Origin of the sequence: Vibrio sp. MM46, from assembly GCF_027587135.1 — a bacterium.
Lineage (GTDB): Bacteria > Pseudomonadota > Gammaproteobacteria > Enterobacterales > Vibrionaceae > Vibrio > Vibrio harveyi.
On the sequence record NZ_JAPPTO010000009.1, the window covers coordinates 175,467 to 200,074 of the forward strand.

A 24,608-nucleotide genomic window follows, 5' to 3' on the forward strand; every position below is an offset into this window, starting at 1 on the left:
CTTACTGAAGTAAAACTAGATGCACAACAATCAGTTAGGCATCAGTGAAAGTGTCTTGGTCTAGGTTACAAACAATAATGATGAGTATCTCGCAGCTACTGGGCTGCATTTCAAAACAATTAGATGGGCAATACGTCGCACAATATAAGCAACTGACGTTGAGAAGCGTATTTCAACCCATCTATCAGAAAGATCTTTCTATCATCGGTCTTGAGGCGCTGGTACGTATCAGCAATCAAGATGGGCTCATGATTAGACCAGACCAATTCTTTCACTCAACGAGCATCCCCAGTGAAGATCAAATCAATGTTGAGCGCTTAAGTCGACTCATTCACATCAGCAATTTCGGTCAGTCCAAGTTTAGCAATAAAAAGCTGTTCTTAAATGTCTTACCAAAAGCAGCAGAGATGCTGGCAAAAGACATGTCTTATAGTAATTTGTTAAATCAATCCATCGTCGAAGCCGGCTTGCGCCGAAAGCAAATCGTCATGGAGTTAGTTGAACTTGATGCAAGTGATGAAAACTTCCTCTACAAAGCTACGAAAGAGCTCAGTGATAATGGCTATATGCTTGCCATTGATGATTACGGAATTGATGCCTCAACGATTGAGCGCGTTAGATGCGTAAAACCGAACATCATAAAAATAGATCGGTCATTGCTATTGAGGTACGAAAATGGCGACTTTTCGTGTTTGATGGAGGCACTCTCGCTAGCGAGAGATGTGAACTCAAAAACCGTTATTGAAGGAATTGAAACCGAGCATCAACTTAACTTAATGAAAAAACTCGGTTTCGATATGTATCAAGGCTACTTATTAGCGATGCCTCAAACGCTTGAAGCGTACCAAGAAGCAAAGACTGCGTAATCAAGGTTATTGATAATCGCAATCACCTTTTTATTTTCAGTTTTTTCCGCGGTTTTTATGGATTGCCAGTTTTGCCTTCATCTTACGTTTTTCTGCAGAACGACTCTTACGACGACCACCACCACTATTACGTTCAGGTTCAATTTCTTCTATTAAGCTTGGTTCAAAGCCTTCTAACCACTCTTGCGGTAAGCGTTGGTCAAGCAGGTTTTCAATGGCATGCAATAGATACTCTTCATCACGACTCATCAAAGAAACCGCAAGACCAGATTTACCCGCACGTCCCGTACGACCAATACGGTGGACGTAATCTTCCGCCTTAAATGGCATATCGAAGTTAACGACTTGCTCAAGTTGTTGAATATCTAAACCGCGAGCGGCAACATCAGTTGCAATTAACGCACGTACTTTACCTTCTTTGAACTCGTCAAGCGCACGTTGACGAGCACCTTGAGATTTATCTCCATTGATAGAGACCGCTTTAATGCCATCCAGTTTAAGCTCTTTAGCCAATTCGTCACTGCCTTGCTTAGTCTTGGTAAATACCAATACCTGCTGCCAGTTACGTGAACCAATTAAGTACGCTAGCAGTTCGCGTTTACGCTTCTTATCGACTGGGTAAACCATTTGTTTCACTGTTTCTGCCGTCGTATTTGCTGGTGATACTTCCACCTCGACCGGAGAATCCATCAATTTGTAAGCAATGGTTTTAATGCGCTTCTCAAACGTCGCTGAGAAAAGCATGATCTGTTTCGTTTGTGGTAAACGACGAAGGATACGTTGCAGATCAGGCCAAAAACCCATATCCAACATACGATCCGCTTCATCCAAAACAAGGATGCCTGTTTTAGAAATGTTTACGTTGCCATTAAACAAATGGTCAAGTAAGCGCCCCGGTGTTGCGATAAGGATGTCTATGCCCTCTTCAAGCTTTTTCTTTTGTACGCCAATACTCGTGCCACCGTAAACACACACTATTTTAAGATCAGTATTTGCTGAGTATTGCGTGAGGTTGTCCATCACTTGCTGAGCCAGTTCTCGAGTCGGCACGAGAATCAGTGCTTGCGGCGTGCCATTACGTTTCTGTTGCTGAACAGTCTGGATGATTGGCAAGCCAAATGCCGCTGTCTTACCTGTACCGGTTTGTGCAGCAGCAAGCAGATCTTTACCTTCCAGTACGTGTGGAATCGATTTTTCCTGAACAGGAGTCGGCGTAACAATATTCAAACCACCTAGGGTCTCAACCAACGGTTGTTCAATGCCAAGATCAGCGAAATTAACGGACATGATAAACCTCTTAATTTTTGGAGCGCAGAGTTTACCAGAGCGCCTTTGGGCATACTACCTTTAGCAGTCAATGCGTTATGAATTAATTAGCTGTTGATGATACTCAGCAGATTGACTCAACACATCTCGATACAGCGCAGCAAACTTCCCTTCCAATTGTTCATATTCATTATCCAGAACCTCAAACGTCGTCGTGAGGTCTGCCATACGCGGCGTTCTTTGTGACATCCGATGAAGGGCAAATTCGATGTTTTCTAAGTATTGATAAGACTGCAACCAACCACCACTCCACATACGACTATGTAATAACAAAAATCGTGGAGGAAGTTGTTCTGATATTTGTTCATTCACTTGAAGATAAGCATATTGAACAAAGGAATCTAAAGATTGCTCGCTAAATGAATACCAATGCTTGGCTAAACAGTGGTCCCAAAACATATCAAGAGCGATAGGTGCAAAGCGTCGTGCAACGCCAGTAAAGTGTGGTTTGCATTCTTCGACAATAGCGTGGTGATCGGTGATACGATCCACAAAACGATGGAGTTTAATACCATTGGAAATATCAGCTTGATATTGCTTGCTTGGATCTCCCTTTACGAAATCTCCAAGCAAGTTTCCCATTAAATGGCTATTACAGTGATCTGCAATATGCAGGTGGGCTAGAAAGTTCATTAGACGCTGTGAGTGGCCTTTTGGCTCGTCTTACATGAACTTAGTATAACGTCTGTAGTGACGCGGTGAGAGTACTAATTGTACTTATTCGGCTTCTTCTTCTGAGCCAATGTAGTCCGACAAGATAATACCGATTTCGAGTGCATCAAGCATCTCAAGGCATTCGTCGTTTTGGTATTGGTCGCTCATTGTGACCTCCTTTGTTTTACATCTCCTGAAGCATTCATGCTTCGATTCTACTGCCATAACTTCTTCTTTATCGATGACAGCAACTCCTTTTTATAGCCTTTATATGACACATTCATGACAGCGAAAAGTAAAGTTTTGGAAAGCTATGACAGAAATCATAAGTAAACGTTTGCGGTCAATATTCCCAAAAAACCAGACACCAACGCCAAAGCACTACCATTTCATATGCATGCAATTGTCAGATTTTAATTAGTTTTCTGTCATTAATGGATATGATGTACCGTTATAGGTAGCTTCAGATCTCATATTTTGAAATCGATTAGCCACTTGTTACATATTTTGCTGATAAGCCGCGCATATTTTGTTTCGATATAACTATAAGTTTGTTCAACACCGTTTTCATCTCAAATGGAGCTATAAATGAGAGAAGTTGAGTTTAGAACGATAGACAGGTTGTTTATCAAAATGTCTATCAACGACAAAATGTGGGTCATTTTCCTTCTGTTCCTAGTGACTTTAACTTCAGTGGCAGGCAGCCGCTATTTCAATGACATTCAACAATTTGAGCAGCAGTCGATCATTGCTGCGCAAGCTCGGCTTTCGGGTGTGGTCGAATCACAACCAGATAGCCTACGCAGCATCAATGGCGTTGTGAACGTAAGCTCGGTCAACGATGCGAAGTTTGAAAACGGTACGGTGACCGTTTATTCTTCATTAAAATCAGGTCAAGCTATTCAATTCACTGAAAACTTATCTAGCCAATATCAACAAGCGAAGTCAGGGGCTTTAACTACGTTCCTTCTAAGCTTACTTTGGGCTGTACCGTTCGCCCTATTCTCTTATTGGGTAGCAACCTTTATTGGTGGTGCTTTGTGGGTGTTGTACACAACAACTGAAAAGATTGGCGACGGCGATTTAACGTCACGATTAGGTTTTCATCCAGGGCGCGATGAGTTCGGCACTATCGGTTGTGCGCTCGATAAGTCAATGGATACTCTGACCGAGCTAGTAAACAGCGTAAAAGATAACGCAAATACCCTAAGCGAAACATCGGCCTCCTTCGAACAAGACATGAAGCTAAGCGAAACGCAAATCGCACATCAATACCAGACATTAGATTCTGTTGCGACGGCAATGGAAGAAATGACAGCATCAGCCAAAGAAGTATCGAGTGTTTCTCAGCAAGCAACGCTTCAATCAGACCAAGATGCGCAACAGATTGAGAACAGTCGTAACCGCGTACAGAGTGTTATCACCGAAATTGAAACTTTATCGAGCTACATTGAGCAAGCGTCAGCTTCTGTTGGCAGCTTGAACGAAAACACAACGCAAATTAACGACGTTATCACCACCATCAATGCGATCTCTGAGCAAACCAACCTACTCGCACTAAATGCAGCCATTGAAGCGGCTCGCGCTGGCGAACAAGGTCGTGGCTTCGCTGTGGTTGCTGATGAGGTTCGAACACTTGCAAGTCGCACCCAACAGGCAACGGTTGAAATTCAAGCTATGATTGAGAAGCTCCAGGTCGAGAGCCAAAACATAGCTTCTATTACAGATCGTACCGTTCAACAAGCGCAAACTAGTAGCCAACTGATTGATGAAATCGGTGGTGATGTAACAGCGATTGCTGACTCAGCACGTTCACTGATGGATATGAGTATTCAAATCTCAACCTCTGCGGAAGAACAAAGCGCAGTAGCAAACGACATTGCATCTGAACTGTCAGACATTCGTTCTCAATCTAATACGATCAGAGAAGTAGCAGAACAATCAACAAGTGGGGTTGCTGCGTTAACGCAAGCGTCTGTCTCGCTTGGTGAAGTATTGAAACGCTACCGCACAGCATAACCGAAATTAAGACAAAAAAGGGCTCCGAGTAAGGAGCCCTTTTTATTTGTTGTGGATTTTATTGTTATACCCAAGTGACTTCAAGATGCAGGGTTCAGAGCGTTGTCATTGATTCGAGAGCAAGAAAAACAACGCAAGGTACTATGTAACCTGGATGCACTTGTAACCTTGATGCACTTGAGTATACAAATTTTGCTAATCAAGCATTATCTGGATATCAAATCACTTTACTTTGAAGTGAATCGAAATAATTCTCTGAACTTGATGAAAGAATGTTCAAAGGTTAGACGTTCCGCTATTCTAGATATTGCCAATAAAATTTGCTGCTGGTGAACAATATGAATAATTACAACAAAACAAAAGACACTGATGATCTTCAGTGTCCCCTATGCCAATGCGATGAATATATGATTTCATCAGATGGCGAAAAATTCACATGTGCTTCTTGTGGATTCCATACAAAAAACTTTTCATCTATCCAATGCTTGCATCAAACCCCGTTATTACAAACTAAATTCAAACACATCCATAGTTTAAGCAATGTTTGTCACTAAACTGAGCAGCCTAAGAGCTGCTCTTTTAGTTCATCAAGGTGTGAAATTTGAATAACGCGCTCATCGTTTACTAGATTAATCGGTGCGCCGTTATAAAGCTGAATGGTTCTTACGCCTGCATTTAAACCAGCTTCCACTCCTTTAGGCGTATCGTCAATGTACAAGCAATCACTAGGGAGAAAGCCCATATTCATTGCGCTGTACATAATGAGATCCGGTTCCGGCTTCCAACTGTTCGCATCAAATGCAGAGAATACTTTGCCTTTAAATGCGTCCAATAGCCCTGTCAGCTCTAGTGAATACTCAATCTTGTCTTTAGGACCATTAGAAGCAACACAATATTCAATGTTGTGTGAATCTAAGAACTGAATGAGTCGTTTTGCCCCGTCCATTGGTTGCAAGTGACGCACAAATAGCTTTTGTAACTCTTCTCTATATTGCGGTTCAAGAACATCAATAGAGGCATTTACGCTCATCAACTCTTTCGCATCACGGAGAATGTCTGCCAACTTACCGCCTTTAAAATGCTCGACACACTCATCGAAGCTCATTTCAGCGCCATACTGGCTAAACACGTTCACCAATGCTTGGCAGCACAAACGTTCACTGTCTACCAAGGTCCCATCACAATCGAATATGACGCATTTAATATTGTTAATAGCCATACGCCAGTCCCCCGCCAACGAATATTACACACTCTGCTGTTCAATTAAGTTTGAACTTATTGACTTATTTATTTGTACTAAATATGTATACTCATGATAGGTAAGTTTAGAAATGTTTAAACGACAGACTTGGCATTTCGTAGAAATGAGAAAGAGCAATTAACATTTTTTTAAGCAAGATCACCGAATGAAGCCCCAAAATTAAGAAAGATGAAACTTCATTTAGCGTGGTAATTAGCATTAAACTTCGTTATCTGGGTACAAATAACGCACTTCTATAAAATCATCCAAATTATTTAACAGAAGCTGAGTCAAGACAGGGTCGAAGTGTTTGCCCTTTTCTTGCCTGAACAGCTCGACGACCTCTTCAGTTGTCCATGCGCGTTTGTAACATCGCTCGGTAAATAGAGCGTCAAAGACATCTGCAATCGCAACAATGCGCGCAAACAAGTGGATATCTTCACCTTTTAAGCCATTTGGATACCCAGTTCCATCCCAACGCTCGTGATGTTCGTGTGCGACGATGGCTGCAAGTTTGGTGATTTCACCTTCACGATTATTGAGCAACTCAAAGCCTTTCGTAGTGTGACGCTTCATGATCTCCCATTCATCTGCATCCAACTTACCTTTTTTATCTAGGATGGATTCAGGTACAGAGATTTTCCCCACATCATGCATTGGGCTTATGACTTCAATCATTTCCACTTCGCGATGGCTAAGACCATAAAATTCCGCCAGAGTGGCAGATAGTCTCGCGACGCGCTTTACGTGCTGCCCAGTTTCCCCAGATCGGCATTCAATCGCCTCGCCCAATATGTGAATCATTTCCTTTTGAACACTCAACGTTCGCTTTTGTAGCGTTACGATCTTTCGATTCTTTTGGTCAATGACTTTACGTTGGCGCATGGTCATAAACTGACTGACGATGACCAGAAACAACAGAATAATCAGCGCACAAGCAAACAAGAGCAATTTGATGTTTACTTGAATCGCCGGTGGTGGCGCATTAATGATGTGTGCGCTTTCAGGAATATCGTAACGGCTGATTTCGTATTTTTGGATAGCAGTAAAATCGAGAACGGCCTCGGATATCAGCTCATCATCCACTTTGGTCATGGACAACCCCAATTTCCCAGCCATCAACTCAGCAGCCTCGTAGCCGTATTGTTCAGAGCGGTTGACAAAACCACCTAAAATGCCCGGTTCTTCGAGGTACATTTCCCACAGAACAAAAACTGGAGCGGCGCTTTTTGCACCAATAACATGCGCCACTTGTTGATAAGAGTGGTAATGCCCTTGCTCTGCCTCTGTATTAAAATGAGTGAGTAGAACCGCATCATTTGGGCTTATGTTCTCTAGTTGCTTTGATGCGTCATCAAGGGTTTCATCACGTAACTCGATTAGGTTGATCTGAGGAAACTTTTTCATTTCCGCAACGACACGCTCATGAATGAGCTCAGACGTCATGCTACGATCAGCTAAGTAATAAAGGTTCTTGATTTGAGGACGTAGCTGGTTGATAAGCAGAATATTTTCGGCGACTCGGTCTTGTTCATAAAGCACGCTACCAGAAGAACTCAACGTATCAAGCGTGGCGTCCGCGTCATTTATTCCAACCGCTACGAGAGGGGTAAAACGTTCATCATTCGCAAGGTATCGCTTTGCAAACTGCAATGCGGCATCGTCAGAAATGATGACACCATCAAATTCATAGTCTTTGTATTTTAACTTAAGGTAATTGGCCATCCGTCTAAAATAGCCATCGGTATGCACTCGCTTTGCATCCAAATATTCAATCGACAGCTTTACTTCGCTGTTCGTTTGTTTGAAGCCCTCTTCTATGCCTTTTTGAATATCACTGGTCCATTGATATGAAGGCTCATAGGAGTGTAACACCAGTACTCGTTCGATTTCCCAATCAGTATTGTCAGCATTGACTGCGGCCGTCCCTAGGCACAACAAAAGACCCAATAAACGCGTCAAACGCTTAAACATGTTTTACCCAGCCGAGAAAAAGAAGATTTTGCACATTCTAAACATCGATTCCCTTCAGGGAACCGATATCGATCAATTTTCAATGACTATTGTTTCACTCAACTTTTGATCGTGGTTCAGCTTTTTTCCTAAATCACAGACAAACTGGCGTTTATCTAAATTTTGAGAAACCACTAAATCAGAAATAAGGGTGTTGCCTTCATATTGACTTACAATCGCGGCACCAACCGGCTCCCCTTCTTTAAATCCGACATACAACTCAAATTCTGGTGTAAGGATGATTTGGGTAAGGAACTCAACAATCATTTCTTGTTCGTGCTTGTCTGCCCAACGCTGCGATTGAAGAATTGAAAACATCACGGTAAGTCGATGAAAATCAACTAAGAATATGTCTTCTACCGATAAGTTTGACTCATTGTCTAAGAGCAACGTATTACTACTCACCTCGTAGGTTTTCTGCTCAAGCATACGATTGTAAATTTCACGACCTTCCAAACTTTCTTTAGTAGGGAATTCAACTTCTACTAAATCATGCAGCCACTCGTTTTTTCTTTTAATGCTTTCTAACTGTTGTTCGTTCATTTTCTTACCTTAAGCGCTGCTAGTTCAATTTTGGACAGCGTAAAAAAGACAGGACTTTGATTAGAAATGTAGTGCTCACCTGCTCTGGAGCGGTACATTAGCATGAAGCCTCTTACAAACCTAGCTAAACTCCTGAGGTAACGCCAAATTTTGTTTTAATCGTGTGCGTCTGATAAATTGAATCAATAAATTAGCCTATTTAAGGGATGAAAAATGAAAAAAAGCTTGCTTGCTTTAGGTTTGGTAACGGTCTTGGCTGGGTGTAGTGATAATGAAGTGGGCGACGTCTCACTAGGCATGTTCACAATGAAAGACATTAAAATTGGTCACCTACAAGATGAAGTAGTAACTGGCGTAACTTGTCATATTGCTTCTATTGAAGCGAACCTAAGTTTGTCTGATCCGAGTGACAGCTCAATCTCTTGTCGTCAAACCGGTGATATCACACCAGAAATGATTGCAAAAATAGACAAGAGCAAGTCAGGGGAAGTGGTATTCAAAAAATCGAAAAGTATCTTCTTTAAAACGATGAAAGTGCGTCGAATCTACGATCCAGAGAATCAGACGTTACTTTACTTATCATACACCACGAAAGAGACCGAAGGCAGCTTCAAACATAGCTTGTCAACGGTGCCATTATGGGGCACGAAAGCTTACGTCGAACCGACTGTAACTCCTACAAATTAACCCCAAATCGCTGCTAAAAACACCAGCCCGCTGCATTTTTCAGCGGGCGAATTTCTTTGTAATAAAACACAACGATTTTCAAAATTTTGTGATACAATCCCGCCTCTTTTTTTCTCACTCAAGAACAAGCATGAAGTTTCCTGGACAGCGTAAATCTAAACACTACTTCCCAACTCACGCTCGAGATCCATTAGTCAACCAAATTCGACAGGCGCCTAAGCTGTACCGCCCTACGATTGTCGGCGTTGGTCAAACCATCGTAGATATCGAAGCGCGCGTAGACGATGCGTTTTTAGAAAAATACAACCTTAGCAAAGGTCATTCTCTCGTTCTTGAAGAGAGCAAAGCAGACGCACTATATGAAGAGTTAGTAGAGCAAGGTCTGATTACTCATCAATACCCAGGCGATACTATCGGTAACACTCTGCACAACTACTCTGTATTGGCAGACAGCAAATCTGTACTACTTGGTGTTATGTCTAAGAACATTCAAGTCGGTTCTTTCGCATACCGTTACCTGTGCCGCACCTCTTCACGCATGAACCTTAACCACCTGCAAACTGTAGATGGTCCTATTGGTCGCTGCTACACCCTAATTTCTCAAGATGGTGAACGTACTTTCGCAATTAACGAAGGTCACATGAACCAACTAGCTCCTGACAGCATTCCTGAAGAGGTGTTTGAAAAAGCCTCTGCTCTTGTCGTTTCATCTTACCTAATGCGTGGTAAAGAAGATGACCCAATGCCAAAAGCCGTTCAAAAAGCGATCGACTTTGCTAAGAAGCACGACGTCCCTGTTGTACTAACGCTGGGTACAAAATACGTGATCGAAGGCAACGCTGAGTGGTGGCAAGAGTACATTCGAGACAACGTATCTGTTGTTGCAATGAACGAGGAAGAAGGCGCTGCGCTTACTGGAGAAACTGATCCACTTGCTGCCGCAGACAAAGCACTCGAGTGGGTAGACCTGGTTTTGTGTACTGCTGGTCCTGATGGTCTATACATGGCTGGTTACACCGAAGAACAAGTGAAACGCGAAACAACGCACGATATCCTTGAAGGCTCAATTGATGAGTTCAACAAGTTCGAATTTAGCCGTGCTATGCGCAAAGAAGACTGTAAACAGCCGATGAAAGTGTACTCTCATATCGGTCCTTACCTAGGTGGACCACTTGAGATTAAGAATACCAACGGTGCTGGTGATGCAGCGCTATCTGCTCTTCTGCACGACATGGCTGCCAACTCTTTCCACCAGAAAGAAGTTCCTAACTCAGAAAAACACGAAGTACGTTGTCTGACTTACTCTTCGCTATCTCAAATTTGTAAGTACGCTAACCGTGTAAGTTACGAAGTGCTAACCCAACACTCTCCTCGCCTATCCCGTGCTCTACCAGAGCGTGAAGATAGCCTAGAAGAAACCTACTGGGATCGCTAAGAACCAAGCACTTAGAGCGAAAAATATGCGAAGGTCACCGTTTGGTGACCTTTTTGTTTTGATCTAGCGCAGTATTTAGTGTTTTTTGTTATTATGTAGCACGCTAAGGCGCACGAACTGCTTTACACCTCTTATTTTACCAGTATTATTCTCGCGCAAACGTTTGCGCAACAGCAATACAGTCTTTCGATTGCTTGATGTTGAACGCCACGTGTTAGCCATTTTTTTGGAGTATCCATGCAGTCTGATATTGAAATTTGCCGAAACACACCGTTGTCTTCTATCGCTACTGTCGCAGCAAATGCAGGGCTTTTGCCGCACGAATTTGATACACACGGAAAACACAAAGCTAAAGTTCATCCCCAATGTCTTGAACGCCTCAATACAAATCAAGACGGGAAGTTAGTGTTGGTCACTGCGATTACCCCTACTCCTTTGGGTGAAGGTAAGACCGTTACAACAATCGGCTTATCTCAAGGGCTATCTAAAATCAATCAATCGGTCATGGCATGTATTCGTCAACCGTCAATGGGTCCAGTATTTGGCGTTAAAGGTGGGGCTGCTGGCGGCGGTTACTCTCAAGTTGCACCAATGGAGGAATTGAACCTGCACCTCACTGGTGATATCCACGCGGTTACCGCAGCGCATAACCTTGCGTCCGCCGCGCTTGACGCTCGTCTCTATCACGAGCAACGAGAAGGCTACGCGGCGTTCGAGACACGAACTGGACTAAAAGCACTTAAAATCGATGTTGACCGAATCACGTGGAAACGTGTAATGGACCACAACGATCGTGCACTACGCATGGTGAAGATTGGTCTGAATGAAGAAGGCAAGACCATTAACGGTTTTGAACGTAGTGAAGGTTTTGATATCTCCGCAGCCTCTGAGCTTATGGCTATCCTTGCCCTAGCAAAAGATCTTAAAGACTTACGTCAGCGTATTGGGCGTATTGTCGTGGCATACGATATCGAGGGACAACCGGTTACCACAGAAGACTTGCAAGTCGCAGGTGCAATGGCTGTCACTCTCAAAGAGACAATAGCTCCAACATTAATGCAGACCCTAGAAGGTGTGCCAACCCTTATTCATGCAGGTCCATTTGCTAATATCGCTCACGGTAATTCCTCTATCATTGCAGACGAAATTGCTCTTAAACTATCTAGTTACGTTGTCACTGAGGCGGGTTTTGGTTCCGACATGGGGTTCGAAAAAGCTTGTAATATAAAAGCGGCGGCGGCTGGTCGAGCTCCTGATTGTGTTGTGATTGTTGCGACATTACGCGGCCTAAAAGCAAACTCCGGTCACTACGATTTGCGTCCGGGCATGGCTATTCCGGATTCGATTTTCAACCCCGATCAAATGGCATTAGAAGCAGGGTTTGAAAACCTGAAATGGCACATCAATAATGTTCATAAATACGGTATTCCTGCTGTCGTTGCGATCAACCAATTTCCGCAAGATTCTATAGAAGAGTTGTCTGAATTAGAGTCTTTAATAGAACGCTTTAATCCTGAAGTAAAAGTTGCCATCAGCACCGCATTTGCAAAAGGCGGTGACGGTGCCGTTGAGCTTGCTAAGCATGTTGTTGAAGCATGCGAGAATCCATCGGAGTTCACCCCTCTTTACACGAAAGAGCAATCATTGAAAGAAAAGCTGATGGCGGTCTGTGAAGCTGGTTATGGTGCATCAAATATCGAGATGAGCGATCTAGCAAAACAGCAGCTCAAGCACTTTGAAACGCTTGGCTTTGACGGCTTAGCTGTGTGCATTGCTAAAACGCCGTTGTCGCTCAGTACAGATTCAGCAATTAAAGGCGCACCTAGTGGCTTTAACGTTCCGATTCGCGAACTTCGCTTGTGTGCCGGAGCAGGCTTTGTATACGCACTTTCAGGAAACGTCATGACCATGCCAGGGCTACCAGACAAACCTGCATTTATGAACTTAGACCTTGATGATCAAGGTAACATCATCGGTCTGTCATAGCCTCACTGCTGTTTTCTACAATGGACAGGAGCCTTTGAGCTCCTGTTTTAATTTCTGCCCGTCCCCCGTTACCTCATTGTTTTAACGCCGCTTTACATTGTAAATCGGGTTATAGACAACCTTTGGTCACTCCGGTCTCACCAATTTAGTGCACGACATATTTCCCCACTCCCTAATATAGTGCAAAGTTAACGCTTCATTTATCAAAATGTATTGATTTCATTGATAAAATTCTATGGCTCGAATCTTGTACTAGGGTATATAACAAAACGATTTCTAAAAAACAAAGGACACTCACTGTGCACATCGAATAGCAATCAGCAGTTGGCTAACTCCTCAGGCTTTAGAGCGCTTTCGAGGCACGTAAGATAAGGGAAAGGGAAGATTATGCAAGATGCACTCGCGGTAATTTTAGCCGGTGGTATGGGGTCAAGGTTAAGCCCTCTCACCGATGATAGAGCCAAGCCAGCGGTTCCTTTTGGCGGTAAGTATCGTATCATTGATTTCACGCTAACTAACTGTCTTCATTCAGGTTTACGCAAGATATTGGTTCTCACTCAATACAAATCACATTCACTACAGAAACACTTGCGAGATGGTTGGTCCATCTTTAATCCCGAACTTGGTGAGTACATAACGGCAGTTCCACCTCAAATGCGCAAAGGTGGTGCATGGTACGAAGGTACAGCCGATGCGATCTACCACAATATGTGGCTACTTTCGCGAAACGATGCAAAGTACGTCGTCGTTCTTTCTGGTGACCATATCTACCGCATGGATTACGCAGCGATGCTCGAAGAGCATAAAGAAAACGGTGCGAAGTTAACGGTCGCTTGTATGGATGTTCCTGTTGAAGATGCAACCGCCTTTGGGGTCATGGGCATCAAAGAGAATGGTTTAGTCGAATCTTTCGTCGAAAAACCAGAAAACCCACCTACTCTGCCAGATGATCCAACTCAAAGCTTGGCTTCTATGGGTATCTATATTTTTGATATGGACGTACTACAAGACGCTCTTGAAGAAGATGCGAAACTCGACGATTCCAACCATGACTTTGGCAAAGACATAATCCCAAAGCTCATCGATACTCAATCCGTTTACGCTTATAAATTCTGTGGCAGTAAAGGTCGTGTAGACAAAGATTGCTACTGGCGCGATGTAGGTACGATTGACTCTTTCTATGAAGCCAATATGGACCTTTTAGAACCCGTACCACCAATGAATTTGTATCAGCCTAACTGGGCGATTCGCACTTATGAAGCGCAATTTCCACCAGCAAGAACCGTTTCATCAGCCACAGGTAATGAAGGTATTTTTATAAACTCAATCATCGCCAATGGCGTTATCAATTCGGGAGGGTCTGTTCAGCACTCAGTGATAGCATCAAATGTGCGCATTCATGATAGTGCAACTGTCGTAGATAGCATTATTTTTGATGATGTCGAAGTTGGAGAAGGCTGTCAGTTGGTGAGTTGTATTATCGACAAGCACGTTCGAATTCCCCCTCATACTCAAATTGGAATAAACAAAATTGAAGACGCAAAGCGATTCCATGTTTCTGAAAAAGGCATCGTAGTTATTCCGGAAGGTTACCAGTTCTAGCTTTTTTGCTCTCATGTAATCATCAATAGAGAAAAACCAAGCTCACCAAATAAAAAAGCGCGCGATGTAAATCGCGCGCTTTTGTCATCCACTCAATTTGGATTAGATATTACATACTGTTGTCCAGCTACCATCACTACCCGGCTCTGATGCAGTCCACCAGTTTGCTTGGTATACCACACCATTGTGAATCACTTTGTCACCTTGGTTAGCGTGGCTTGGGTTACCTTGCCAATCAGTTTGTGGCAGGTCTGGGTAAGTAACTAACCCTGCAGTGTCACAAGTACCAGGCTCAGTACCGCCACCACCACCGGTGCCAGAGTTTAAGTCACCAATTGGTAGATCTGGTTGCTCAAACTTAAACGCAAACTCTTTACCGCCAGAAATTACGGTGTAATTAGCAGGCCCAGAGATTGGTAGGTAGTAAACCATATCGAGCTCGTAAGTACCGCCTGCTGGTAAGTCTTTCCATGCAGGTAGAGAGAAAGATACGCGATGCATAACACCATCTAGACCACCGATGTTGTTTGCACGAGTGTGACCAGAAGCAATCACACTTAGACCACCACCAGATTGATCTTTCGCGTTATCCGGTGCTGATACAGGAATATCAAACTGGAATTCTGTACCACCAGGAATCGCTTGACCAGTGTTGTTCGTAAACGTGATCTTAGGATTGATTGGGTAGTTTTGGTCACCAACTTTAAAGCCACCAACGCTAACAGCGATGTCTACTGCTTCTGTTGGAATCGGACCTGTCGCGATCTTGTTTCCGTAAGGTGTTGCAGACTTAAACTTATCGTAAATCGCCTTGGTCATCGTGTTACCCATGTGGTACTCACCATTACCTGCAGCACACGCTTGTTCAGTTGCATCTATCGTTGTACGGTTGCCGTTCGCATCTAGTACGTAACAGTTGTAGTCACCCGCAAGCTCCCAGAACATGATACCGCCGATCTCTTTATCGATAACGTAGTCCGCTTTCACTTCAACAGACGCTTTATCTTCTGTTGAAAGGAATACGCTCTTCTCTGCGTTCCATAGCCATGGAGCTACCGCAACATCATCATAGTTACGCGTGTAGGTACCAACCAATTGGTCTGAAGGGTCGTTAACTGGATCTAGACCATACGCTTGAGCATAGGAACCCCAAATGCCTTTCTCTAGGTTCTTCGCGTGCCACATTGGGTTAGAACCTGCGCCCATTTCGTTGCCTTTAGGGTCAGTATCGTGCCACATGTTATCGATACCTAGAGCACCGTGACCACAGTTGTTCTTCTCACCTTCACCTGTACCAGGCGCACATTCAGACTGGTTTGGTAATGCTGCACGACCCCAAAGGCCGTTTTCACCACCTGTCACACCTTGCCAACCACGAGTATAGTAAGGAACACCAATGTTAATACGACCAGCCGGCATTGAACCGCGGAAATAATGGTATGCCCAATCCGTGTTCAAGTAGCCGATACCACCGTAAGCCGCAGTGCCATATACATTCCACTGTGCTAGCTCAGAGTCTTTACCTGTATCGAACAGTGCCGCGTTATGACCAACGTGGTCGTTCCAAGCACCGTGTAAGTCGTAAGACATGATGTTTACGTAATCTAGGTACTTAGTAACGTCGAAGGTTTCCATACCACGTAGCAAGTAACCTGAAGAAGGCGCTGCAATCGTTAGCATGTAGTGATGACCATCTTGTGCTGATGCTGCATCCAACTTCTCACGAAGCACTTTCATAAGTTCTTGGTAAGACGCCCACAAGTATGGACGACGTGGTTCCATGAAGTCTTTATCGTAAGGATTACCCGCTCCTGCCATAGAAGTTGGGTACTCGTAGTCAATGTCTAGACCGTCGAACTTGTATGTACGCATCATTTCAACAGCAGATGTCGCAAACTTCTCGATACCCGCATGGTTGATTGAACCGTCTGCGTTAGTCGTCATCGTGTAGAAGCCACCGTCAGCAACACGGTTACCGTCTGCACCGAAGTGACCACCCGTTTCAGCCCAGCCACCAATAGAAATCAACGTCTTAACATCGTGTTTCTGTTTGTAAGTCGCTAATGCACCAAAATGACCTTTAAAGCCTAGCGCTGGATCTACTTCAACACCCGGCCACGTTTTGCCCGTCGCAGGGTTAGTTGGATCATTCACATCCCCAACATTAACTTTACCGTCAGAGCCGATGCTTACGAACGCGTAGTTGATGTGAGTTAGTTGGTCCCAAGGGATGTCTTTAACTAGATATGCTGCTTGTGGGTCATCACCACTACGCCAGCTAGTAAAGTAACCGATGACACGACGTGGGTGATCGGCACCCATTTTTTCACGACCTTCTTCGTCGTAAATAGTACAGTAAGGAACATCTAGACCCGCTGTTTGGTACAGACCGTCAGGACGACAGTTCGACGTCACTGCGCCGCCATTGACGGTCAATGAAACAAGTGAAGAATCTGTTGTTGCGCCAGCATCGTCCGTTGCTTTCGCGTAAACAGATACACTACCCGCTTGTGCAGGCATAAAGTCAACGGCATAAGGTGCTGCTGTTGCGGTGCCGATCAACGCACCCGCAGCGAAGAATTCAACTTTAGCGACTGTGCCATCTGCATCAGCAGCATTCGCAGTTACCGTGACTGAGCCACCAAGTTCGATAGAAGTTGCAGATAGAGCAACATCAACGGTTGGGGCTTCGTTGCCTGGCTGACCTGCATTTACATTAAGAGTGACAGCACTAACCGCACTCACTGCATTTTTGTCATCATACGCTTTGGTAGAGAACTCGTGAGCACCTTCAGTTGCCGTCCATGAAGCCGTGAAAGGCGCAGCTGTTGCAGTGCCAACCAGCGCACCATCAACAAAGAACTCAACTTTACTGATTGTGCCGTCAGTATCTAAGGCATCCGCAGCTAAGTTAACCACGTCACCGGCGGTGATCGAAGCCGACGCAGAAGGTGATGTTAACGTAACCGTCGGTACTTCATTCACAGGTGGATCGATAGGTCCCGTATCACCACATGCGCCTAGGTTTTCCCATTCACCCCACTGACCTGATTGCGCAGGGTTGTTGTTTTGGGTCCAATAACGCGCTTTGTAAGCGTTGTTTTCGTGTTGAACTTGGTCACCGCCATTGTAAACCTTTGACGAGTCCCAAACTTCTAGAGGGGCACAATCAACCGCCGCATAGGTGTTGAAAGCCATTAGACAAGATGCAGTTAACGTACTGAGTGTAAATACACTCTTCACTGCTTTCCCGTTTCTAAGGTGCATATTGCTCTTCCTTAAGTTATTGTTAATACAATACAAAATACGCTTAACTACCGCGCACCATTACTTTTGTTTCGACGTAAAATAACTTAAGTACAACTACAGAGTTTCACACTATATATTTATAAATTTTCAGCAACACCTCTCAAGAATCCACTAAAACGTTGCAACAAAAGACATCTTATTTTGCACCAATAACTAATTTTATTACTCAAATAAATATGTCGATCGCAATTTATTAAAAAAGACGAAAAAAGTCGTAATTTTGAAATAAAGATCACTAAGCCTTTGTTGATCTTGGAGTTTCGTTAAAGTGGCGCTTGTACTCTCGACTGAACTGTGATGGGCTACTGTAACCAACTAAACGTGCTGCATCGTTTACCCGTCTTCCTTCTAACTGAATTAATTCGCGTGCTTTATTTAAGCGAACCTTTTTGATGTATTGCAGAGGTGATTCAAGCGTTACGCTTCGAAAGGCTTGATGAAACGCTGAAACACTCATGTTCGCTTCTTCAGCTAGCGTCTGAACATTCAGTTGTTCATGGTACTCTTGATGAACGCGGTTAAGCGCTTTCGCCACGCGCGCGTATGACCCTTCTTGATGTGCTAATTCGAACAAAACATGCCCTGACTCACTCACTAATGTTCGATAGACAATCTCTTCCAATAACATGTCGCCAAGCATTGCAACTTCAAGGTCATCGCACAAAGCCGTCATCAAACGTTTACACGCATCCAGCATCTGCTCATTCATTCGAACTGACTTCAAACCACAACGGGTCTCGTCTTCACATACATTACTATAGCGTTGCGATTCCAGTTTCTTTACCAGCTTTTGCAGCATCGCAGGCGAGATATCAATTGAAATCCCGAGCAACGGCTCATTATCGACAGCAATGGCTTCACATTCTAAAGGCATAGGAACTCCAACCACCAAATAGTCATCTGGTCCATAGCGAACTGGCGTCTGACCGATATGGATGTTCTTGTGTCCCTGCCCGAGAACAATGATTCCAGATTGATAAACAAAAGGTTGGCGGTTGTTGCCTTTGCTACTGCGGTAAAACCACACGCCGTCAATAGCGGTTTCTTTAATGCCTTCTAATTTATCCAAATCAAATTTAGTGGCGTACTGTTGCATGATCTGAGCAAGTGTCTTCATTGTGTCACTCCAATAACTTTCCACGCACTATACTTGGAGTTCTGATTACAGTTCCAGCACAACGAACACACATTTGTAGAAATAGGCAAAAAAATTACAGAAATCGACCTACTAAGGCGCATCGACGCGTACTAATATGCATGTATTCACTCTCCTCACAATGGAAGCAAGAGGTCTAATAATGAACTTTTCATACGTCAACCCAACTCAAATCTTCTTCGGACAAGGTCAAATCGCCGCAATTACAAACGCGATCCCTACCGGTCAAAAAGTACTTGTCATTTATGGTGGCGGTTCAATTAAGAAGAACGGTGTTTACGACCAAGTCGCGCAAGCTCTAGAAGGTCGCGAGTGGCTTGAGTTCTCAGGTGTAGAGCCAAATCCAACCAAAGAAACGCTAGATAAAGCCGTTGCAATCGTAAAAGAACAAAACGTTGATTTTATCCTTGCCGTAGGTGGTGGTTCGGTTATTGATGGTTCTAAGTACGTTGCAGCATCGGCAAAATACGACGGTGATGGCTGGGACATCATGGTTGGCAAACATCAAGTGACAGAAGCGACACCACTAGCCGCGATTTTGACACTTCCAGCTACTGGCTCAGAATCAAACATGGGCGCAGTTATCACCAAAAAGGAAACTCAAGATAAATTGGCGTTTCTTGCTCCTGCCGTGCAGCCTAAATTTGCGGTCCTTGATCCTGATGTAATGAAAACACTCCCAGAGCGTCAGTTGATCAACGGTGTCGTAGATGCATGGGTACACGTTTGTGAGCAGTACCTAACACTGCCTACTGGTGCAATGGTTCAAGACGGCTATGCAGAAGCACTACTGAAAAACCTAAAAGTTCTGGGCGAACAGTTTGAAGAATGTGACAACGACCAATGGCGCGCAAACCTGATGTGGACAGCAAACCAAGCACTCAACGGTCTAATTGGTAGTGGTGTTCCACAAGACTGGGCAACGCATATGATCGGTCACGAACTTACAGCATTGTGGCATGTTGACCACGCTCGTTCACTTGCAATCATTCAACCATCCCTACTTCGCAACCAAATGCAATTTAAGCGTCCTAAGCTTGAGCAAATGGGTCGCAACGTATTTGGTTTGTCTGATGGTGATGATTTGGCAGAGCGCACGATCCAAGCGATCGAAACTTTCTACCACCAACTAGGTGTAGCAACCCAATTAGAAGGTTACGGTGATGACCGCGAAGCAGCAATTGACTCAGTGATCGCACAACTGAGCAAACATGGCATGACTGTTCTTGGTGAAAACCAAGCAATCGATCTTGAAAGCAGCCGCCAGATTCTTGACCTAGCAGTCGCTTAACGACTCAATCTATCAAAATACTGCCTTTTTTAACGGTATTGTGTCCTCGTAGACACAATACCGTTTTTTTATGTTAATTTAGCCGAACACTGACAATGCAATAAATATTGAACTTTTCTGCTAGAAAAATAACAAATAGGCGATAGTTCGATGTGTTTATGTAAGCCAATGACTAAAAACAAACCAAGTGCTTACTATTCGAAGTGTCCTTTTTAGCTTGCTCATCAAACATTGAGCGTAATGTCGTCTATTCAAGAGTTAATCGTATGTGGCTGATTGTCATTGCTTGTGCGCTCATACATATCATCAGCATTAAGACTGGTCCAAAGTGGCTGTTCTTTCTGACCAAACCACTGCCACTCATCGCGATGATTGGCATGTTACTCATGTCTCCAGCCAGTCACCTTCCCTACACAAAGTGGGTAATCTCCGGACTTTCGTTGTCTCTGATCGGTGATTTAATCATGATGCACCCAAAAGATAAGTTTGTTTTTGGGATCAAACTGTTTTGTCTCGCACAGATCAGTTACGCCTTGGGCTTCATTAATATGGCAGCCTGGCATTTCACCCCTTGGCTCCCATTTGCTGTATTCGGTGCTGGACTTTGCGCTTACTCGTTCTTTAAGCCCGACTTGGGTAAAGAGAAATGGTCCGTTGCTAGCTACATCTTTGTTTTGATGACGATGCTATGGATGGCGATGGAGTATTACGCAAGTGGTAAAACACAATCGTCAGCTTTCGCGGTGCTTGGCAGTTTCATCTTCACTATGTCTGGCGTTGTGCTAGCCTTTGAGCGCTTTGGCAGCACTTCGATATTTTCACGTCAAGTCGTCATGACAACCTACTATTCAGCTCAGTTTCTGATCACCATGTCTGTCTTCGCGATAGTGATCCGTTTTCTTTAAAATTGACTACATTGTCAGGTAGTTTTGTAATGAGTTATTTGCTCACCAGTTGGACAGTTTAACCCTTATAAACAGGTGCAATACGGTTAATAACTTGTTATTGTAGAAAGAAATTTATTCTAAAAGTTGGCAGCCTTGAAAGAAAAAAATATCGTTGTTGAATTCAGCGGCGTAAACAAGTGGTATGGAGAATACCACGCACTTAAAGATATTAATTTTTCAGTACATACCGGTGAAATCGTTGTTGTTTGTGGTCCTTCCGGTTCAGGTAAATCCACTCTTATTCGTTGTATCAATCACTTAGAATCTATCCAAGAAGGTGAACTCAACGTCTTTGAGCAACCAGCTAACGCCAAAACCCATAAGCCGGGTAAAGTCGGCATGGTGTTTCAACACTTCCATCTATTCCCGCATCTGACCGTTTTAGAAAACCTTACTCTCGCGCCAATTCGTACATTAAAACTGTCGAAGCAAGAAGCAGAAGAGCGAGCGATGCACTACCTCAAGCGCGTCAACATTGAAGAGCAAGCAAACAAATATCCGATTCAACTATCAGGCGGTCAGCAGCAACGTGTTGCCATTGCCCGTTCGCTTTGTATGGAGCCGGACCTTCTCTTATTTGACGAACCAACATCAGCACTTGATCCAGAGATGATCAACGAAGTATTAGATGTCATGGTAGAACTGGCGCAGAGCGGCATGACCATGATTTGTGTGACGCATGAAATGGGCTTTGCAAAGAAAGTAGCGAATCGTGTTGTGTTTATGGACGAAGGTGAAATCATCGAGATGAACTCCCCCGTTGCACTATTTGAAACACCACAACACCCACGTACGCAAGCATTCTTAAATCAAATCCTGAGCTACTAGCCTATGGTTGTTCGAATCCTTAAACCGGTCTTACAAGCCATATTACAAATCGCGATTCTTTTGATTGCGATTATTTGGGTGCTCGATTCAGGAGCTCAAGCCATGGGCTACCAATGGCAATGGGAGCGCGTGCCCGACTACATTGCCTTCTACGAAGATGGTGAATGGTGGCCAGCAGAATTGGTCGATGGTCTCATCGTTACCTTAAAAATCTCTGCCATTAGTCTATTCTTCACTTTGGTCATTGGTTTAATCACCGCTTTATTGCGTTTGAGCAATTCCAAAGTAGGCAACGCGATTGGCACAGCTTATGTGGAACTGATTCGTAATACGCCGCTGTTGGTACAAATTTACCTGCTCTACTTTGTGTTCGGACCAGTCATTGGTTTAGATCGATTCAGCACTGCGGTGTTGGCGTTGTCGCTTTTCCAAGGTGCATATACGGCAGAGATCTTCCGAGCAGGCTTGAACAGCATTCCAAAAGGTCAATTTGAAGCAGCGAAGACCTTAGGTTTATCGCCTTTCTTTGCATACAAAGACGTGATCCTACCGCAGGTGCTTCAGCGCACCCTGCCGCCATTGACGAACGAAGTCGTGTCATTGATTAAAAACTCTTCGATTGTGAGTGTTATGGCAATATTCGACTTAACGACCGAGGCAAGAAACATCGTATCGGAAACGGCGATGCCATTTGAAATTTGGTTTACTGTGGCAGCAATCTACCTTGCTCTCACATTATCACTTTCTGGCTTATCCGCTTGGCTAGAACACAAACTAGGAGCCAGTTGGCGCAAATTATAAGGAGATAACATGAAGTTATTCAAAGCGACCATTACTGCATTATTGGGGCTTGCGATTGCTCTACCTTCGTTAGCCAATGAGCAAGCAGCAACACCAAACGTAGATCAAATCAAGGAACGAGGCACACTTCGCGTTGGTATGTCGACATTCGTACCTTGGGCAATGCGAAATAAACAAGGCGAACTGATTGGCTTTGAAATTGATGTCGCTAAACGCCTAGCCGCAGATTCTGGTCTGAAGGTTGAGTTCGTACCAACAGCATGGGACGGTATCATCCCTGCTCTACTAGCCAAGAAATTTGACGTTATCATTGGCGGTATGTCGATTACTCCAGAACGTTCTAAGAGCGTACTGTTCACTGAACCTTACTCACACTCAGGTGTTCAAGTTGCAGCGAACAAAGAACTGGCAGCTGGCTTTAGCGAGTTTTCTGACTTTGATTCTCGCCGAGTGAAAATTGCAGCTCGTCGTGGTGCTTTTACCGTTCAAGTAGCGCGTGAAACATTCCCGAAAGCAAAAATCCTTCAATTTGATGATGACGCACAAGCATTCCAAGAAGTTCTAAACGGCAATGCACATGCGGTGATTGCATCGAGCCCTAAACCTGAGCATGAAGCGATCAAACACGCGGATAAGTTGTTCATTCCATTTACTGAGCGTCTATCCAAAGGTAACGAAGCCTTTGCCGTTCGCTTAGGTGAAGAAGACAAAAAAGCCTTCTTCAACAAATGGATTGAAGCACGTACCCAAGACGGTTGGTTAGATGAGCGCTACGAATACTGGTTCTCAACACTGGATTGGCAAGACCAAGTAGCACACGGTCAATAAACGCAAAAACTAATACATCGAATACACAGACCGACTCGAATGAAGGGTCGGTCCTCGCTTTACTATCGGAGTCAAACCTTGAGCGGACAAACCACCACTCGTGTTGCACTAACCAAAACAAAGTCAGGCTTTTTCTTAAACCGTTTTAACCTACTTGATTGGGTGTTGCTTGCCATCTGCGCGTTAGTTGGGGTTTGGCTTTACCACCGCTCCACCGTAGGGGTGAACTACATCTGGCATTGGAAAGAAGCCATTGATTTGTTGTTTACTCCGCGTGCTGATGGTGGGCTGCCATATTTTTTTCAAGGCTTGATTTCAACGTTACGCCTGAGTTTATGGGGCATTAGCTTCGCACTTATATTAGGCACCCTACTTGGCTTAGCCCGCTTCTCGGAATCGGCTTGGTTTCGCACACCTGCCAACGCGTTTATTCAGTTGGTGAGAAATATTCCACCATTGGTATTCGTCTTTATTTTCTACTTTTTTATTTCAAACCAATTAATCCCGTTACTTGGGTTAGAAGATCTACTTCGCAACTATCGCGGCGAACCCAATGCACTACAAAGCTTCTTCTTTGGTCCGGCGAATTTGTGGGAGAACCTAGCGTCAGGAGTTCTCTGCGTAGGCTTGCTCTCTTCCGCTTACATTGCTGAGGTGGTTCGTGCTGGTTTACAAAGTGTCGATAAAGGACAGTGGGAAGCCGCAGATTCTCTCGGTTTATCTCGTTGGGTCAAATATCGCTTTATCATTGCCCCACAAGTGCTCAAAGCTATTACGCCAGCATTGGCAGGCCAAACTATCTCCTTAGTCAAAGACACATCTATTGTCTCACTGATTTCGATTCAAGAAATGACCTTTGTTGGTACCGAGATGGCAAACTCTTCCGGTTACATTTTTGAAATTTGGCTAATTGTGGGCTTGGTTTACTTTCTGATTTGTTTCGGTCTATCAATGTTTTTTAGATACATCGAGAAAAAATCGGAATCTATTTCAAATTAACTCAAAGGGCTTCAAAATTAAGACAGCCTAGCGCTTCAAATCCGAATTCCATCCTGTTACATTCGCTCTCATGCTATT

General features: G+C 44.0%; 19 protein-coding genes. 12 read left to right on the forward strand and 7 right to left on the reverse strand.

Annotation, left to right across the window (positions count from 1 at the left end):
* The first annotated feature begins 77 nt into the window (after window positions 1-77).
* Window positions 78-866, forward strand: coding sequence for an EAL domain-containing protein (locus OH459_RS12420; protein ID WP_009696701.1), 789 nt, complete (start codon window positions 78-80; stop codon window positions 864-866).
* A gap of 36 nt (window positions 867-902) precedes the next feature.
* Here OH459_RS12420 and OH459_RS12425 read toward each other — a convergent pair whose 3' ends face one another.
* Both OH459_RS12425 and OH459_RS12430 read right to left on the reverse strand, forming a co-directional pair.
* Window positions 903-2,153: a DEAD/DEAH box helicase gene (locus tag OH459_RS12425; protein ID WP_269986974.1), complete on the reverse strand. Its 1,251-nt coding sequence runs from the start codon at window positions 2,151-2,153 to the stop codon at window positions 903-905.
* A gap of 75 nt (window positions 2,154-2,228) precedes the next feature.
* A complete protein-coding gene (locus OH459_RS12430; protein ID WP_009696702.1) occupies window positions 2,229-2,825 on the reverse strand; it encodes an acyl carrier protein phosphodiesterase in 597 nt (198 codons plus the stop codon).
* A 609-nt stretch (window positions 2,826-3,434) separates the two neighbouring features.
* Here OH459_RS12430 and OH459_RS12435 point away from each other — a divergent pair.
* On the forward strand, window positions 3,435-4,865 hold the full coding sequence (locus OH459_RS12435) for a methyl-accepting chemotaxis protein (protein ID WP_269986975.1): 1,431 nt from the start codon (window positions 3,435-3,437) through the stop codon (window positions 4,863-4,865).
* A 550-nt stretch (window positions 4,866-5,415) separates the two neighbouring features.
* On the opposite strand, the gene OH459_RS12445 is transcribed toward OH459_RS12435, so the two are convergent.
* The 3 genes from OH459_RS12445 to OH459_RS12455 form a co-directional block, all read right to left on the reverse strand.
* Window positions 5,416-6,084 (reverse strand): HAD-IA family hydrolase, encoded by a 669-nt coding sequence (locus OH459_RS12445; RefSeq protein ID WP_026000203.1) that lies wholly within the window; start codon window positions 6,082-6,084, stop codon window positions 5,416-5,418.
* Window positions 6,085-6,324: 240 nt separating this feature from the next.
* Complete coding sequence (locus OH459_RS12450; RefSeq protein WP_199479568.1) at window positions 6,325-8,079, reverse strand: HD domain-containing phosphohydrolase; 1,755 nt, start codon at window positions 8,077-8,079, stop codon at window positions 6,325-6,327.
* A 72-nt stretch (window positions 8,080-8,151) separates the two neighbouring features.
* Window positions 8,152-8,661, reverse strand: coding sequence for a hypothetical protein (locus OH459_RS12455; RefSeq protein WP_009696706.1), 510 nt, complete (start codon window positions 8,659-8,661; stop codon window positions 8,152-8,154).
* A 213-nt stretch (window positions 8,662-8,874) separates the two neighbouring features.
* Between OH459_RS12455 and OH459_RS12460 the strand changes: the two genes are divergently transcribed.
* From OH459_RS12460 to glgC, 4 genes are all read left to right on the forward strand, one after another.
* Window positions 8,875-9,348 carry a CreA family protein gene (locus tag OH459_RS12460; RefSeq protein ID WP_005451711.1) on the forward strand — a complete coding sequence of 158 codons (474 nt, stop codon included), beginning with the start codon at window positions 8,875-8,877 and terminating at the stop codon, window positions 9,346-9,348.
* A gap of 130 nt (window positions 9,349-9,478) precedes the next feature.
* A complete protein-coding gene (locus OH459_RS12465; protein WP_009700365.1) occupies window positions 9,479-10,783 on the forward strand; it encodes an inosine/guanosine kinase in 1,305 nt (434 codons plus the stop codon).
* A 237-nt stretch (window positions 10,784-11,020) separates the two neighbouring features.
* Complete coding sequence (locus OH459_RS12470) at window positions 11,021-12,769, forward strand: formate--tetrahydrofolate ligase (protein ID WP_050937805.1); 1,749 nt, start codon at window positions 11,021-11,023, stop codon at window positions 12,767-12,769.
* A 387-nt stretch (window positions 12,770-13,156) separates the two neighbouring features.
* Window positions 13,157-14,371 (forward strand): glucose-1-phosphate adenylyltransferase, encoded by a 1,215-nt coding sequence (glgC, locus tag OH459_RS12475; RefSeq protein WP_005451706.1) that lies wholly within the window; start codon window positions 13,157-13,159, stop codon window positions 14,369-14,371.
* A 102-nt stretch (window positions 14,372-14,473) separates the two neighbouring features.
* On the opposite strand, the gene OH459_RS12480 is transcribed toward glgC, so the two are convergent.
* Window positions 14,474-17,638 (reverse strand): chitinase C-terminal domain-containing protein, encoded by a 3,165-nt coding sequence (locus OH459_RS12480; protein ID WP_269986976.1) that lies wholly within the window; start codon window positions 17,636-17,638, stop codon window positions 14,474-14,476.
* 277 nt (window positions 17,639-17,915) lie between these two features.
* Window positions 17,916-18,797 (reverse strand): AraC family transcriptional regulator, encoded by an 882-nt coding sequence (locus OH459_RS12485; RefSeq protein WP_005451701.1) that lies wholly within the window; start codon window positions 18,795-18,797, stop codon window positions 17,916-17,918.
* 181 nt (window positions 18,798-18,978) lie between these two features.
* On the opposite strand from OH459_RS12485, the gene OH459_RS12490 reads away from it, so the two are divergent.
* From OH459_RS12490 to OH459_RS12515, 6 genes are all read left to right on the forward strand, one after another.
* Window positions 18,979-20,127, forward strand: a complete 1,149-nt coding sequence (locus tag OH459_RS12490; RefSeq protein WP_269986977.1) for an iron-containing alcohol dehydrogenase — start codon at window positions 18,979-18,981, stop codon at window positions 20,125-20,127.
* Window positions 20,128-20,393: 266 nt separating this feature from the next.
* The gene (locus OH459_RS12495; RefSeq protein ID WP_005451697.1) at window positions 20,394-21,032 is read left to right on the forward strand and encodes a lysoplasmalogenase; all 639 of its coding nucleotides are present in this window, start codon (window positions 20,394-20,396) and stop codon (window positions 21,030-21,032) included.
* A 135-nt stretch (window positions 21,033-21,167) separates the two neighbouring features.
* On the forward strand, window positions 21,168-21,902 hold the full coding sequence (locus OH459_RS12500; RefSeq protein WP_005451695.1) for an amino acid ABC transporter ATP-binding protein: 735 nt from the start codon (window positions 21,168-21,170) through the stop codon (window positions 21,900-21,902).
* Window positions 21,903-21,905: 3 nt separating this feature from the next.
* Window positions 21,906-22,703, forward strand: coding sequence for an amino acid ABC transporter permease (locus OH459_RS12505; RefSeq protein ID WP_009703114.1), 798 nt, complete (start codon window positions 21,906-21,908; stop codon window positions 22,701-22,703).
* A gap of 9 nt (window positions 22,704-22,712) precedes the next feature.
* Window positions 22,713-23,531 (forward strand): transporter substrate-binding domain-containing protein, encoded by an 819-nt coding sequence (locus tag OH459_RS12510; protein WP_005451692.1) that lies wholly within the window; start codon window positions 22,713-22,715, stop codon window positions 23,529-23,531.
* 78 nt (window positions 23,532-23,609) lie between these two features.
* Window positions 23,610-24,530 (forward strand): amino acid ABC transporter permease, encoded by a 921-nt coding sequence (locus OH459_RS12515; RefSeq protein WP_269986978.1) that lies wholly within the window; start codon window positions 23,610-23,612, stop codon window positions 24,528-24,530.
* Window positions 24,531-24,608 lie beyond the last annotated feature (78 nt).